Annotated in this window: 15 protein-coding genes and 1 pseudogene; 7 read left to right on the top strand and 9 right to left on the bottom strand. The window is 70.6% G+C overall.

What is annotated here, in order from left to right; translation table 11 throughout:
* Positions 1-30 precede the first annotated feature (30 nt).
* Entirely contained in the window at positions 31-864 is an 834-nt protein-coding gene (locus tag ATK30_RS34575) for an IS3 family transposase (RefSeq protein ID WP_101438432.1), read from the bottom strand.
* A 47-nt stretch (positions 865-911) separates the two neighbouring features.
* On the bottom strand, positions 912-1,202 hold the full coding sequence (locus ATK30_RS34580; RefSeq protein WP_101438431.1) for a transposase: 291 nt from the start codon (positions 1,200-1,202) through the stop codon (positions 912-914).
* A 296-nt stretch (positions 1,203-1,498) separates the two neighbouring features.
* Here ATK30_RS34580 and ATK30_RS34585 point away from each other — a divergent pair, with 296 nt between their 5' ends.
* Positions 1,499-3,034, top strand: coding sequence for an FUSC family protein (locus ATK30_RS34585; RefSeq protein ID WP_208637493.1), 1,536 nt, complete (start codon positions 1,499-1,501; stop codon positions 3,032-3,034).
* Between the two features lie 905 nt (positions 3,035-3,939).
* On the opposite strand, the gene ATK30_RS34590 is transcribed toward ATK30_RS34585, so the two are convergent.
* The 4 genes from ATK30_RS34590 to ATK30_RS34605 all read right to left on the bottom strand — a co-directional run bounded on the left by ATK30_RS34590 (position 3,940) and on the right by ATK30_RS34605 (position 7,310).
* Complete coding sequence (locus ATK30_RS34590) at positions 3,940-4,344, bottom strand: hypothetical protein (RefSeq protein WP_101438980.1); 405 nt, start codon at positions 4,342-4,344, stop codon at positions 3,940-3,942.
* Positions 4,345-4,349: 5 nt separating this feature from the next.
* Positions 4,350-5,792 (bottom strand): MDR family MFS transporter, encoded by a 1,443-nt coding sequence (locus tag ATK30_RS34595; RefSeq protein ID WP_101438981.1) that lies wholly within the window; start codon positions 5,790-5,792, stop codon positions 4,350-4,352.
* A complete protein-coding gene (locus ATK30_RS34600; RefSeq protein WP_101438982.1) occupies positions 5,789-6,130 on the bottom strand; it encodes a hypothetical protein in 342 nt (113 codons plus the stop codon). Before ATK30_RS34600 ends, ATK30_RS34595 begins: the two co-directional genes overlap by 4 nt.
* Before the next feature lie 85 nt (positions 6,131-6,215).
* Entirely contained in the window at positions 6,216-7,310 is a 1,095-nt protein-coding gene (locus ATK30_RS34605; protein ID WP_101438983.1) for a calcium:cation antiporter, read from the bottom strand.
* Positions 7,311-7,508: 198 nt separating this feature from the next.
* Here ATK30_RS34605 and ATK30_RS34610 point away from each other — a divergent pair, with 198 nt between their 5' ends.
* From ATK30_RS34610 to ctaD, 4 genes are all read left to right on the top strand, one after another.
* The gene (locus tag ATK30_RS34610; RefSeq protein WP_208637494.1) at positions 7,509-8,273 is read left to right on the top strand and encodes an acetate uptake transporter family protein; all 765 of its coding nucleotides are present in this window, start codon (positions 7,509-7,511) and stop codon (positions 8,271-8,273) included.
* Positions 8,274-8,303: 30 nt separating this feature from the next.
* The gene (locus ATK30_RS34615; protein WP_244194816.1) at positions 8,304-8,723 is read left to right on the top strand and encodes an SPW repeat domain-containing protein; all 420 of its coding nucleotides are present in this window, start codon (positions 8,304-8,306) and stop codon (positions 8,721-8,723) included.
* Between the two features lie 5 nt (positions 8,724-8,728).
* Complete coding sequence (locus tag ATK30_RS34620) at positions 8,729-8,971, top strand: hypothetical protein (protein ID WP_101438985.1); 243 nt, start codon at positions 8,729-8,731, stop codon at positions 8,969-8,971.
* A gap of 103 nt (positions 8,972-9,074) precedes the next feature.
* A complete protein-coding gene (gene ctaD / locus ATK30_RS34625; protein ID WP_101438986.1) occupies positions 9,075-10,796 on the top strand; it encodes an aa3-type cytochrome oxidase subunit I in 1,722 nt (573 codons plus the stop codon).
* A 20-nt stretch (positions 10,797-10,816) separates the two neighbouring features.
* Here the strand turns inward: ctaD and ATK30_RS34630 are convergent.
* From ATK30_RS34630 to ATK30_RS34640, 3 genes and pseudogenes are all read right to left on the bottom strand, one after another.
* Positions 10,817-11,173, bottom strand: a pseudogene (locus tag ATK30_RS34630) (RNA-binding S4 domain-containing protein); the annotation flags it as partial.
* 7 nt (positions 11,174-11,180) lie between these two features.
* Positions 11,181-12,110, bottom strand: a complete 930-nt coding sequence (locus tag ATK30_RS34635; protein WP_101438987.1) for a hypothetical protein — start codon at positions 12,108-12,110, stop codon at positions 11,181-11,183.
* Positions 12,111-12,192: 82 nt separating this feature from the next.
* Positions 12,193-13,020, bottom strand: a complete 828-nt coding sequence (locus ATK30_RS34640) for a MerR family transcriptional regulator (protein WP_101438988.1) — start codon at positions 13,018-13,020, stop codon at positions 12,193-12,195.
* 269 nt (positions 13,021-13,289) lie between these two features.
* Between ATK30_RS34640 and ATK30_RS34645 the strand changes: the two genes are divergently transcribed.
* The gene (locus ATK30_RS34645) at positions 13,290-13,982 is read left to right on the top strand and encodes a helix-turn-helix transcriptional regulator (RefSeq protein WP_101438989.1); all 693 of its coding nucleotides are present in this window, start codon (positions 13,290-13,292) and stop codon (positions 13,980-13,982) included.
* Between the two features lie 64 nt (positions 13,983-14,046).
* Positions 14,047-14,631, top strand: coding sequence for a nuclear transport factor 2-like protein (locus ATK30_RS34650; RefSeq protein ID WP_101438990.1), 585 nt, complete (start codon positions 14,047-14,049; stop codon positions 14,629-14,631).
* The last annotated feature ends 9 nt before the right edge of the window (positions 14,632-14,640 follow it).

Genomic DNA, 14,640 nt, shown 5'->3' on the forward strand with positions numbered 1-14,640 from the left:
CCCCGTTCGCCGGACACGGCGGGTGTGGGGTCAGGCCGCCGCGTCTGGTGGCTGGTTGAGGGCCTCAAACGTGGCGGGGCTGCGCATCCCGATCTTGGAGTGTCTCCGTTTCGGGTTGTACCAGCACTCTATCCATTCGAATATCGCGTTGGCAAGTTCGTCGCGGGTTTTCCAGGTTTTCGAGTCGAGAAGTTCGAGCTGAAGAGTGCCCCAGAACGATTCCATCATGGCATTGTCGTAACAGTCACCAATGGTGCCCATGGATGCGAGCAGCCCGGCGGCGCGGAGGCGTTGCCCGAAAGCCCATGAGGTGTATTGCGAACCGCGGTCGGAATGCAGGATGGTTTTGCCGCCGTCGGGTTGGCGGCGGAGAATGGCCATGCCGAGAGCGTCGGTGACCAGTTCGGTGCGCATATGATCGGCGGTGGACCAGCCGATGATGAGCCGCGAGTAGGCGTCCATCACCGCGGCGCAGTAGATCCGGCCCTCCTCGGTGGGGTGTTCGGTGATGTCGGTGATCCACAACCGGTCCGGGGCGTCGGCGGCGAAACGGCGGTTGACCAGGTCAGTACTGGGTTGCCCGGCCGGGTCGCGGACCGTGGTGTGGTGGCGCCGGCGCCGGTAGAGGCCCTGGATGCCGGCCTCGCGCATGAGCCGCTCGACGCGTTTGAGGTTGACCGGCAAGCCCAGGCCAAGGGTGAGTTCGGCGTGCACCCGCGGCGAGCCGTAGGTGCCGCGGGAATCGGCATGGATCTGTTCGATGTATTTCAGCAAAACCGCGTTCTCCTCCTCACGGATCGAGAGCGGCCGGTCGCGCCATTCGTAATAGCCGGAGCGGGACACGTTCAATACCCGGCAGGCCACCGCGACGTCGATACCGTCCGCGGCCAGTTCATGGACCAGCGGGAAGGTTACTTTGGGAGGATGTTCTCCCGCGCGAAGTACGCCGCCGCGCGTTTCAGGATCTCGTTCTCCATCTCGAGCTGCCGGTTCTTCCGTCGCAGCTCGGCAAGCTCCTTCTTCTCCGCACTGGTCAGCTTCGTGGCCGAGCCGTTCTCGTCGGCGTCGGCCTGGGCCATCCAGTTGCGCAGGCAGGACTCGCTGATCCCCAAGTCCTTCGCCAGCGCGGCGACCGGTTTGTCGCCCAGACGGGCCAGCTCGACGGCACGCTGACGAAACTCAGGCGGGTGTGGTGCAGGCATCGGAACATCCTCCCTGGTGACCGGCGGTCACCTCAGGTCAGGTGTCCGGACGACCGGGGGAAGCTCAGACCGTGGTGGCTGAGTTGGGGACTGTGGCGGTTCGCGCTGCGTCGACAGTTGCCTCGAGCGGTGGTTCGGCCGTCGGGCGGGAGCGAAGGGAGCTCGGAGTGTGCTCGCCGTCTCTGGCGGCCGTGGCCGGGCTTTCGGGGCGGGTGGCGGCGTGTTGGGATGGGTGGATGGGATCGTCGCCCGAGCCGGTTGAGCAGTTGCCTCGTGTAGCGGGGTTTCGGGCGCTGATGTTCGCTTTGCCGCCGGTCGGGCGGAGGTGGTCGGCCGGGTTGCGGGCCGCGGCCGCGGTGGCGGTGCCGGGGATTGCGCTGGTGCTCGCGGGGGCGTCGGCCTCGGCGTTGTTTGTCACGTTGGGGACGTTCGCGGTCTTGTACGGCGAGGGGCGGCCCTACCGGGTCCGGGCGGGCGTCGTGGCGACTGCTGGTGCCGGGTTGCTCGCGGCGGCCGCGTTGGGCGCTTCGGTGGGGACTGTGGTTCCGGCGGGGCCGGTGTCGGTGCTGGTGGTTTCGGTGGTCGCGGTGCTCGCGACGTACGTCGTCGACGCGTTGCGGCTTGGTCCGCCCGGTCCGTTGTTCTTCGCGCTCGTTTGCGCGGGCGCGCAAGCGGCGGTCGAGGCGGGAGCCCGGCCGTGGGTGGTGCTGGGGTGCGCGGCGGCAGGGGTCGGGTCGTCGGTCGTGGTGTCGATGGCTGGGGTGCTGGCCGATCGGGCCAAGCCGGAGCGGACGGCTGTCGAACGTGCGGTGCGGGCGGTCGACGCGTTCCTTTCGGCCGAGCGGAAGACGGCGGAGGGGCGGCACGCGGCTGGAGCTGCGGTGTCCGCGGGGTGGACTGCGCTGCATGACGCGGGACATCCGCGCCGGGGCACGCGACCGGAGCTGGTGGCGACGTTGCTTGCCGCCCACCGGCGGTTCGCGGACGCTTCGCCGGGAGAGGCCGTCGAACTGCCGCCGGGGAAGCTGCCGTTGCCGCGTCCGAGCGTCGGGTACCGGCTGCGGCGGGCGGTTCCGCTGCGCTCGCACGCCGCGGTGACGGCGCTGCGTGTTGGCGTGGGTTGCGTGGTCGCTGGGGAACTGGCGGTGGCCGTCGGGTTTGGACGGCCGCATTGGGCAGTGCTGAGTGCGCTCGTGGTGCTGCAACAGGGATTGGACCGGCGGCGGGCGAATGTGCGCGCGCTGCACCGGTTCGCGGGGACCGCGGTGGGGCTCGTGGTGTTCGGGCTGGTGATGATGGTCGCGCCGTCCGGAGTCGTGCTGATCTTGATCCTGGCGGCGCTGCAGTTCTGCGTGGAACTGGTGGTGCCGCGCAATTACGCGGTGGCGACAGTGGTCATCACGCCGCTCGCGCTGCTGGCCGCCGGGGTGGCGAGCCTGCCGGGGCCGGTGTGGCCCGCGGTGGCGGACCGTTTCGCGCAGACGGCGATCGGGGTCGTGGCGGCGGTGGTCGTGCAGTATGCGGTGGTGCCGCGTGCGCACCGGAAGACGTTGGACTGGACCGGATCTCGCGTTCGCTCCGCCGCCCGAGCGGTGCTGGCTGGCGCGCCGACTCCGGGTGCCGACGCGCGCCGGGATCTCCAGTTCGAACTGGAAGGGGCGACCCGGGCAGGGGTGGATTCAGTGCACAACGAGCCCGGCTGGGCCGCCGAGCACTGGCCCGCCCACGCCGCCCTGGTCCACGACGGCTACGACCTGCTCCAGGCCTGCTGGTCCGCGCCGGACGGCGGATTGCGGGACGTCGAACGGTGGGAGCGCGCGTTCGGCCGGTGAGGCTGGGATGCCTGCTTGACCGGATGGCTCGAAGGGGCGAGGCTCGGCGAGGGCGGTGCGGTGCGACCGCGCTTGTCCGGTGCGGGTGGCCCGGTGGATGCCGGTGCTCGGCGAGGGTGCCCGGTCGCGTGGGGCTGGGGCTCCGGCCTGCACGACGCCGCGCTCCGAACCGGAGCGGTCGCCGCCGGACGTCAGGCGAAGACCGCGGTGTGACGACTGTTCAGAAGGACGCGCCGTTCCGCATGCCAGGTTTGGCGCGGCGGACGCCGCGGTCGGTGCTTAGTGGGAGTGCGGATGTCTCGGTGAGGATGCTCGGTTGGACGGCGGTTCGGGTTGCGCGGTCTGGTGTGGCGGGTGCCTGGTGGGGTGCAAGCGTTTCGGTGAGGGTGCTCGGTTGGACGGCGGCTCGGGTTGCGCGGTCTGGTGTGGCGGGGGTGCTCGGTTGGATGGAGCTGGGAGTGCGCAGCTTGTTTGTGGTGAGGCACTGTGAGGGCGGCCCGGCGCGGTGGCAGTACCTCGGCGGGGTGCCCAGTCGGATGGTGGCTCAGGTTGCGCGGTTTGGCGTGGAGAGGCCCAGCGATCGTGTGCGGGCGGTAGCGGCCGGGTTGCGCGGTTCGGTGCGGTGAGTGCCCTAGTGACGATGCGCGGTGGCGCGCAGGTGCCGCGGCGAGGCCGCTCGGCCGGACGGTGCCTCGGTAGCCGCGGTAGATGTCCGGCGAGGGGCTCCGGACGTGCCCGGCGAACTGGCTGCGGCGATCCGGCTTAGTGGGTGAGGTCGCGATTTCGTCGCTGCCCGCCTGCCGACATCAGCGGCCGAAGCGAGTGGCTCGGGGTCTGGCCGTGACCGAGGACCGGTCGTCAGCACAGACTCTGAGCTGCTGGCTCGCCGAAATGCCTGTGGCCGGTTACCGAGGACGCAGGGCTGCCTCGATCTCCTCCCTATCCGCCTCGCTGGGCGTGATGGTCAGCGGGCCCGCGACGTCCAGCAGTCCTGGGTGTCGGACGGTCCAGCTCAGCACTGGCAGCGAATCCTTCGTCAGGTCGTGCGCGGACGTCACGGTGACGCCCAGCGTCGGGCCGCAGGTGACCAAGTCCGCGGACGCGCCGCGGCCGTCGCTGTGGCAGAAGGCGGCTCGGCCGTCGGCGGACAGGGCCAGCAGGGCCGGGGTGCCGTCGGCGGTGACGGCTGGCAGGACGTGGTCGTAGTCGGCCATCCGGCGCGTTACCAGCCGGTGCACGCGACGGCCGCGGATGCTGGTCATCGGCGCGGTGTAGGTGCGGGCGACGGCGTCGAGCCGTTCTGGGTCCACGGGCGTCAGGCCTCCTCGGCCGTTCGTGCGGGGCGGGGCGACCGGACGAACCAGGCTCCGGCCACTGCCACTGCTCCGACGCACCCGGCGACGACGAACGCCACCTGGAGGCCGCTGGAATCAGGGCTCACGGCGGCGTGCTCGGCGCTGCCGAGGGTCGCGACGCTGACGAACACCGCGGTGCCCAGCGCCCCGGCGACCTGTTGGAGCGTCGAGAGGATCGCGCTGCCGTGCGAATAGAGATGGTCGGGCAGCACTGCCAGCGACTCGGTCATCAGCGGCGTCATCATCAGGCCAAGACCGGCCATCAGGACGATGTGGATGCCGATCACCGCGATCAGCGGAGAACCCGGGCCCAGCAACGAGAACAGCCACAGCGAGACCGCCATCGCGAGCGCGCCGGGCAGCACCAGCGGACGCGCGCCGACCCGGTCGAACAGGGCGCCGACCGGACGGCCGAGCAGGCCCAGCACCAACCCGCCGGGCAGGACGGCCAGGCCGCTGACGAACGTGGACTTGTGCAGGACGGTCTGCAGATACAGCGGCAGCAGGATCGCGCCCGCGCCGATCAGGCACATGAACAGCAGCGCGCTCAGCCCCAGTGCGACAACGAAACTGCGGTGGGTGAACGGCCGCAGGTCGAGCAGGGCGCGATCGCGTTGCTGCAGACGGAGTTGCCGCCAGCCGAACACCGCCAGCGAAACCACGCCGACGACGATCGGCAGCCACGGCGGCGCCAGCGCGGTCTCGGCGGACTCGCCCGCGGACGACAGGCCGTACAGGACTCCGCCGAAACCGATGGCAGAAAGGACGACGGAGAGGACGTCGAGCGGAACCGCGCGGGTTTCGCTGTCGATCCGCAGCTGCAGCATTCCGGTCACCAGCGCGGCCAGCGACAGCGGCAGCACGATGAAGAACATCCACCGCCAGCCGAGCGACGACAGCACCGCGCCGCCGATCGTCGGGCCGATCGCGGGCGCGACCGCGATGACGATGCTGATCGTGCCCATCGTCGCGCCGCGGCGCTCGGCCGGCACGAGCCGCATGACGGTGGTCATCAGCAGCGGGATCATCACCGCGGTGCCGCACGCCTGCACGACCCGGCCCGCCATCAGCAGGCCGAAGCCGGGCGCGACGCCGCACAGCAGCGTGCCCAGGCTGAACGAGGCCAGCGAGAAGACGAACACCTGCCGCGGCGTGAACCGTTCGAGCAGGAACCCGGTCGTCGGGATCACCACTGCCATCGTCAGCAGGAACCCGCTCGTGAGCCACTGGATTGTGGTGGTCGGCACGGCGAGATCGACGGTGAGGTCGCGCAGCGCGATGCTCAGGATGGTCTCGTTGAGGATCATCACGAACGCCGACAGCACGAGCACGCTGATCAGCAGCCCGGGCTTGGCGGGCGGCCGCACCGGAGCCTCCGGGACCGGCGCGGAGACGCCGCTCATGGGCGCACCTCGCCAGCGGACGCGTGGACGAATCCATGGTCCGCGAACCGGGCGCTCGAGAACGCAGCGCTCGCGAAGACGACGGGCGCCAGGTCGACGGCGCGAACGAAACCGGCCGACGGACGGCTGGAGAACGTCGGACGGCTGCCGGGGGAAGCTCTGCGCGCGGCTTCACCGGCCGCAACGGACTGGGTTGGGGACTGCTGGATCTTCACCCGGCCAGGATACGGATGAGCACCGACAAAACCGGCGTCCTTTTCCTCCGGCAGCCCGCGCCGCCAGGCCGGATCGCGCCTCGGGAAGCAGCGGAAAAAGCCGTCCGACCAGCGGCCGATCACCGCCTGCGAGAGTGCTGAGCGAATCAGGAATCTCGTTCGCGGGCCAAGTGCCGCCCCGCCGTGAAGCCGCGTCCCGACGGCGAACTCACGGATTCATCGCCAACACGAGGAACCCGGCCAGCAACACCAGATGCACCCCGCCCTGAAGCCGTGTGGCCCGTCCCGGCACGACGGTCAGCACGCTGACCACCACCGTGAGCGCGAGCAGCACGATGTGCGTCGGCCCGAGACCGAGCAGCAGCGGGCCCTTCAGCCACACCGAGGCGAGCGCGATGACCGGGATCGTCAGGCCGATGCTGGCGATCGCGGATCCGTACGCGAGGTTGAGGCTGATCTGCATCCGGTCGCGCCGGGCCGCGCGGACCGCCGCGAGCGTTTCCGGGGCCAGGATCAGCAGGGCGATCACCACGCCCACGAACGACTGCGGCAATCCGGCCGCGCGCACGCCGGCCTCGATTGCCGGAGACTCCACCTTCGCCAGGCCGACGACGGTGACCAGGGCGACCAGCAGCAGAACGAGGCTCACCAGAGTCGTCCGGGCGCTCGGCGGTTCCGCGTGCTCTTCCTCGCGAGTCTCGCCGTCGGCGTCGACCGGGAGGAAGAAATCGCGGTGGCGGACGGTCTGCGTCATCACGAACGTGGCGTACAGGACCAGTGACGCACTGGCCGCGAAAGCCAGCTGGGGCGCGGAAAAACCCGGCCCCGGGGTGCTGGTCGTGAACGTCGGCAGCACGAGGCTCAGAGTCGCCAGCGTGCCGACCGTCGCCAACGCCGCGCCGCTGCCTTCGGGGTGGAACCGCGTTTCCCCGTACCGGCGCGCGCCCACGAGAAGCGACAGCCCGACGATGCCGTTCGTGGTGATCATCACCGCGGCGAACACCGTGTCGCGCGCCAGGGTGTCGGCCTTTTCGCCGCCGGAAGCCATCATCGTGACGATCAGCGCGACTTCGATCACGGTCACCGCGACCGCGAGCACGAGCGAGCCGTACGGTTCGCCGACCCGGTGCGCGACGACCTCGGCGTGGTGCACCGCGGCGAGAACCGTGCCCGCCAGCGCGATCGCCACCAGCGCGACCGGCACCGGACCCAGCGTGCGGCCCCAGGTGAGCGCCAGCAGGACCAGGGCGACCAACGGCAGCAAAGTGGTCCAGGACAAAAGATGACCGCGGACGCTCGCCATGGGCACACCCTGGCATATCGGACCTGCCGTCGCCGGGAACGCCGTCCGGCCGGGGGAGTCTCGCGTCTGAAAAGGACACTGCCCGTTGCCCGGCGAGCAGCGAAATTCACTCGTTCGGCGTAGAAGTTGCAGGGTTCCGCAGGTCGGCGGCGGGGTACGCGCGGCGCACAGGGGAGGTCGGCTGGAAAGGAGCCGCAGATGACCCGCGAAATGAACATGGCCGACCGCGCGATGCCGGCGGGCGGCGACGGCGCGGAGTATTCGTTCTGGCGCGAGCACACGCACATCAATCTGAGTCCGGTGGCCGCACCGTCGATCCTGGGCCTCGCCGGGTTCGCGGTGTCGACGTTCATGGTGGCGGCCAACATGGCCGGCTGGTTCGGCGACAGCAAGACGACGCCCCTGCTGCTGGCCCCGTTCGCGTTCGCCTTCGGCGGGGTCGCGCAGTTCCTCGCCGGGATGTGGTCGTACCGGGCTCGCGACGCGCTCGCCACGGTCGTGCACGGCGCGTGGGGCGCGTTCTGGATCGGCTACGGCGTCTACCAGCTGTTCGTCGGCCTCGGCGGACTCCCCTCGACGGCGGCGAGCCCGGTCGCGGCGGCCGCGATCGGCTTCTGGTTCATCGGTCTCGCGGCGATCACCTGGACCGGCGCGCTCGCCGCGCTGGCGGAAAGCCTCGTGCTCTGCGGGCTCCTCGCGGTCCTCGCCGCCGGGGCGACCCTGCTGGCGATCGGCCTGATCGGCGACGTCGGCGTCGTGCGCACCATCTCGGCGTACTTCCTGCTCGTGTCCGCGGTGATCGCCTGGTACGCGTGCAGCGCGATGGTGCTCGAAGCGGCGCATCACCGGGTGGTCCTGCCGATGGGCCTGCGCGCTCCGCGGCCCGCTCGGACCACGACAGTGCCGTTGCACCAGGCGATCCAGTTCGACCACGGCGAGCCGGGGATCAAGGCAGGCCAGTAGCCCCGGCGAGGAGGTGACCACGGAATGAAGATGAGCATGGCACTCACCGCGTTGACCCCGCAGGACCGGAAGCTGCGGGAGAGCAGGCTGCCGCTCACCGCCGAGTTCCTGGCCGGGGCGTGGCTGGTGATCGCGGCGTTCGCGTACAGCTACTCGTTCACGCTGTCCGCGACGGCCGGGTTCTGGAACAGCCTGGCGTGCGGGATCGTCGTGGCGGCGGTCGCGCTGGTCCGGTTCGGCCTGCCGGAGCGGGCGCGCTGGCTGGGACTGGTCAACGTCGCGATCGGGTTCTGGCTCATCGCCGCGCCGTTCGCGTTCGGCTACCCGGTCGACGGCCATCGCGACGCGGTCCGCACGAATTCGCTGATCGTCGGCGTGCTGCTGGCGATTTTCGCGGTCATCTCGGTGACCGTCGCGTACCGCAGGCACCGCGGCGAGTTCCGGGAGTAAGGAGAATGTACTGGCCGGTGCTGGCGGTGCTCGCGATCGGCGTGCTCGCCTTGGGCAGCGCGGGATTGCGTGCGCTGCCCAAGGCGGCGCCGGCCCGGAAGGAGGCGCTTGCCGGGGCCTGGCTGGTGGCCGCGTCGGGCGTGGTGTGGTGGGCCTCCGCGCCCGCCGTCGGAGCGGTGTTCCTGGTGATCGGCGCGGCCGTCGTCTTCGGCGCGGCGCTGATCAACGGCGAACTGCCGTCGCGGTGAGAACGCCGGGGTTTGCCGCGGGCCGCGGCCGGTTACCCGCCCCGGGTGAGGCCGGGCGGCCTTCGGCTGCCCGGCAATCGTCGGGTGCGCGGGAGGACCGGTCATGACAGAGCTGAAGCCCCGGCCGGCGGTGATCGCCGCGGCACCTCGCCGGGGCAAGAAAGGCTCGGTGCTGCTGAGCCTTCTGCGCACCACCGACCACAAGCAGATCGGGCTGCTCTACCTCGGCAGTTCGTTCGCGTTCTTTCTCATCGGCGGCGCGATGGCGCTGCTGATGCGCGGCGAACTCGCTCAGCCCGGCCTGCAATTCCTGTCGCAGGAGCAGTACAACCAGCTGTTCACCATGCACGGCACGATCATGCTGCTGCTGTACGCGACGCCGAATGTGTTCGGATTCGCCAATTTCGTGCTGCCGCTGCAGATCGGCTCGCCGGACGTGGCTTTCCCGCGGCTGAACGCGTTTTCCTACTGGCTGTACCTTTTCGGCGGCTTGATCGTGCTGAGCTCGTTCCTCACGCCCGCTGGCGCCCCGGACTTCGGCTGGACCGCCTACACGCCGTTGTCGGACGCCGTGCACAGCCCCGGCGTCGGCGGCGATCTGTGGATCATGGGCCTCATCGTGTCCGGTCTGGGAACCATTCTCGGCGCGGTCAACATGACCACGACGATCCTGTGTCTGCGCGCGCCGGGAATGACGCCGTTCCGGATGCCGCTTTTCACCTGGAACATCCTCTTCACCGCGATTCTCGTGCTCCTCGCGTTCCCGATCCTCACCGCCGCGCTGTTCGGGCTGGAGGCCGACCGGAGGCTCGGTGCGCACGTGTTCGACCCGGCCAACGGGGGCGCGATCCTCTGGCAGCACCTGTTCTGGTTCTTCGGCCATCCCGAGGTGTACATCGTCGCGCTGCCGTATTTCGGGATCGTCACCGAGATCATTCCGGTGTTCAGCCGGAAACCGCTCTACGGCTACCGGCTGATGGTGTTCGCCACGGTCGGCATCACCGGCCTGTCCGCGACGGTGTGGGCGCACCACATGTTCGCCACCGGCGCGGTGCTGCTGCCGTTCTTCTCCATCCTCACGTTCCTCATCGCGGTGCCGACCGGCATCAAGTTCTTCAACTGGATCGGCACGATGTGGAAGGGGACGGTGTCGTTCGAATCGCCGATGCTGTGGTCGATCGGATTTCTCGTGACCTTCCTGCTCGGCGGTCTGACCGGGGTCCTGCTGGCCTCGCCCGCGCTGGACTTCCACATCACCGACACCTATTTCGTGGTCGCGCACTTCCATTACGTGCTGTTCGGCACGATCGTGTTCGCCACGTTCGCCGGAATCTACTTCTGGTTCCCGAAGATGACCGGCCGGATGCTCGACGAACCGCTCGCCAAATGGCACTTCTGGACGACGTTCATCGGCTTCCACACGACGTTCCTGGTACAGCACTGGCTCGGTGCGGAAGGAATGCCGCGGCGCTACGCGGATTATCTCCGCAGCGACGGTTTCACGGTGCTGAACACGGTTTCCACGATCGGCGCGTTCATCCTCGGCGCGTCGGTGCTGCCGTTCATCTGGAACGTGGTGAAGAGCTACCGCTACGGCGAGAAGGTCAACGTGGACGACCCGTGGGGCTTCGGCAATTCCCTGGAATGGGCCACGTCGAGCCCGCCGCCGCGGCACAATTTCACCGAACTGCCGCGGATCCGGTCCGAACGGCCCGCCTTCGAGCTGCACTATCCGGACATGGTGGAGCGGATGCGGGAGGAGCAGCACATCCACTGGGGCGGGCGGTCCCGGGAGAAAACCGGAGCGACCGCGCCGCCGAGCTGATCCCGGGCAGGTGAGCCCTGCTGCCGCCGGAACTCGTCGAGCACCCGGCGTTCCCGCTTCGTCGGACGCCCCGCGCCGCGCTCGCGGCGGGCGACCGGGATCGCCGCTTCCGGCGGCGGCTTCGGCGTCCGGTCGATGAGGCAGGTGGCCGCGACGGCGGCGCCGACCCGTTTCTGGATCACCTGCACGACCTCGACCACCCGGGTCGTCGTCCCGATCCGGGCACGGACCTCGTCGCCGGGCACCACCGACGTCGCGGGCTTCGCCGGGCGGTCGTTCACGCGCACGTGCCCGCCGCGGCAGGCGGCCGCGGCGTCGGCGCGCGTCTTGGTCAGCCGGACCGCCCAGAGCCAGCGGTCGATCCGCGTCGATTCCATGCGTCCATCATGGCGCGTCCCATTCCCAGCGCAGGCCGAGGATCCCCGGAGTGACCGCGGCCGACACGACGTGCACGGGCAGGCCCTCGGCGATCGGCGGTTCGGCGACGGTCGTCTCCGGTCCGGCCGGGGAGTCGAGCCGGTAGGCGTGGCAGGCGCGCGGCGCGAAGCCGGGCGCGAAGTGCAGTTCCAGCAGGTGTTCGTGGACGGCGTTGCGGAACCGGCGCTCGTACGACCAGTCCGGGCGGTCGTCGGTGAACTCGAACTCGTACTCGGCGATCGCGGTCTCGCCCCGGTCCAGGCCGCGGCCGAGGACGAGTTCGGCCACCGTGAACCCCTCCTCGGCGAGGCTCTCGGTGCGCCCCGGCGAGCAGTAGCGCGTGCGGACCAGCCGCGGCGGGCAGCCGGGGCCGACGCCGTGCGCGGTGACCAGCCGGATGTGCGTGTCGTCCTCGGTCGCGCGGACGACCTCGCGCACTTCCAGCCGGTGCAGCCGCCGGTCCGGTCCGACGTGCACGGCTTCGTGGAGGCTGACCACCACCAGCGCCGTCCGGTACGCCGTCTCGAACGAGTTCAGCATCCGCAGCACCGCGTTCCGCCGCCCCCACAGCCGTTCCCAGCGCACGACCGGAACCGGCGGCGGCTCGGGAGCTTGCTCGATCAGCCTGGTCAGCGAACCCGGCGGCAGCTCGAGCACGCCCTCGAGGATCCGCACCGCGACGCGCGAACGGGCGCGGGCGGGCACGGTGCGCCCGGTCCGCCAGTAGCTGAGCGTCGTGGTGCTGACCGCCGCGCCCGCCGCGGCGAGCCGGTCCCGGAGCCGGTCGAGGCCGAGCCCGCTGCGGTCGATGGCCAGGGTCAGCGCGCGGCTGAACGGGCCGTCCGCCAGCGCGTCGGCGAGCCGGTCCGGCTGGGTGGCTGGACCTGTCGAGAACACCTGCGTCCTCCTCGGGTCGTCCCCGTCCATTCGCGTCCGGAACGGGCGGCGGCGCAACCGTCGAAGGTCGGGTCTTGGCCGGTCAGCGCGGCTGCTCGACGAAGGGCTCGCGCAGTTCGACGACCCATTCGCTCTCGTCGGCGGAAGTGTGCAGGTAGACCTCGCAGGGGAAGCCGTCCGCGCGGAAGCCGTGGTCGTCGGTCCACCGGGCGAGTTCCTGGTAGCCGGCGAGGAATCCGCTCGCCGGGCCGTGGTGGACCAGCGTCGCGGCGCGGGCGGCGGGCAGTTCGGCCACCTCGAGGCCGTTCGGCGCGGCGACGGTTCCGGACACCGGGAGCGCGGCGTGCACGACGACCGGATCGTCGTCGGCGGCGGGCTTTTCGTAGTAGCAGATCAGCGGCCCGGACGGCGTGGCGTCGGATCCTTCCAGCCGCTGGCCGAGTTCCGCGCACAGCGGGCGCAGGACGGGGCTGATCGCGTCGGGGGAGAAGCTTTCGACGGTCGCGGTGAGCCGCACGACGCGCGTCGCGGGGATGTCCTTGACGATGATTTCGGTGTCCGGCATGGCGTGCTCGCTTTCCAGCGTGCGGAGTCTCGCCTCGACCTCGGCCAGCCGGAGCCGGTCGGCGGCGACCCGTTCGGCCAGTTCCGCCCGGCGCAGCGTGAGCATGCCGCGGACCTGGTCGGGCGTGATCTGCTCGTCCAGCAGCGCGGCGACCTCGCCGAGTCCGAAGCCGAGCTCCTTGAGCGCGACGATCCGGTTCAGCGCGGCCAGCTGCCCGGCGGTGTAGTACCGGTAGCCGGTGTGCGGGTTGACCTCAGCGGGCCGCAGCAGGCCGAGTGCGTCGTAATGCCGCAGCATGCGGACCGACACCCGGCCGTGGCGGGCGAATTCTCCGACGGTGAACATGACCTCCCCAGCACACGCTCTGACACGGTGTGAGAGTCAAGTGTCCCCTCCGGACCGGGAACGGGCCGGCCCCCTGCGCCGACCCGCCCCGGCGGTCCCCTCGTCCCCCGACGAACGAGGGGACCTCGCCGGTCCGCCGCCCTCCACAGGACGGACCGGCGCCGGTCGCGGCTCCCGCGAACGGAACAGCGGAGCTCGGCCCTCGTGACGCGGGTCGTCCGCAAAGCCACCCGATCGGGTGAGGATGGGCAGATCCGTAGGCTGGCCGGGTGAATCGCACGGACCGGCTGTACGCACTTGTCGAGGAGCTCCGGGCGGTCGCGCCGCGCACCCGGACCGCGGCGTGGCTCGCGTCCCGGTTCGAGGTCAGCGTGCGCACGGTCGAACGCGACCTCGGTGCTTTGCGCGAGGCAGGCGTCCCTATCTGGACCGAAACCGGGCGGACCGGCGGGTACGGACTCGACCGCGAGCGGACCCTGCCGCCGCTGACTCTCACGCCGGAGGAAGCCATCGCGATCACCGTCGCGCTGCGTTCGGCTGCCGGTTCGCCTTTCGCGCGTGCGGCGGAGTCGGCGGCGCGCAAGGTGCTCGCGCGGCTGCCGTCCGACGTCCGCGACGCCGAACAGCACCTCGCCGCGCGCTTGCACCGGGTCGGCGAGCCCGAACCGCCGGCTGTCCACAGCGGACTGATCCTCACCTCTCTCGCCGCCCGGCGCGTCCTGCGGTTGTCCTATGTGGACGGCAAAGGCCGGGAGACGGAACGCGACGTCGAGCCGCTGGGACTGCTGTGGGGTCCAGCGGGCTGGTACGTGCTCGGCTGGTGCCGCCTGCGCGACGCGGTCCGCGGCTTTCTGCTGGACCGGATCCGGGCCCTCGCGCTCACCGGCGACCGCGTCGAACGCCGCGAGGTCGACCTCGACGCCGAACTCGCGCGGATCTCTGCCCGCCCGCTCGGCGAGTGACCCGCGCCACGCGGCGGGGAAACACCGACAGGACGCTGTCGCCGGCGGCCGCGATCGTCGTCGCATGGCAAACGAACTGAACCCCGAAGAAATCCCCGCCCTCTGGTGCCGCATGTGGAACGAGGACGCCTCGCTCGCGCACCGGCTGCTCACCGCCGACGGCCGCCAGTGGTCCGGCGTCAAACCCGGTCTCGACCCGCTGGTCGGCCCGGCGGACGCCGAGGCGTTCATCGCGAAGTACCAGCGCGACGTCGGAAACCTGTTCGTCCCGCGCACTGTCGTCATCGACGGCACCGAACGGCTCGCCTTCACCTGGGACGTCACCCGGCGCGACGGCGTGGTCATCACCGGGGCCGACCTGTGCGTGCTCTCCGGCGGAAAGGTCGCGCGGAACTGGACGATTCCCTCGCCGGACGGGCAGTCGGCGCTGCCGGACGGACCCGGCGAAGGCAGCTTGGACCGTGAGGAATTGCGGGTGCTGGCCAAGGACGCACACCCGTGGCACGGCGAGCTGGTGCTCGATCCGGTGCGGCAGACGATCGCCGGGACCTGGTCGGACGGCTCGCGCGGCGGACTGGCGGTCATGGTCGTGGTCGACGGCCGCGTGGACCGGGAATGGGTGGTGCCGGGGACGCGTCCGCTGCCGTGAGCCCGGGCG

It is taken from the genome of Amycolatopsis echigonensis (assembly GCF_002846615.1).
GTDB lineage: Bacteria > Actinomycetota > Actinomycetes > Mycobacteriales > Pseudonocardiaceae > Amycolatopsis > Amycolatopsis echigonensis.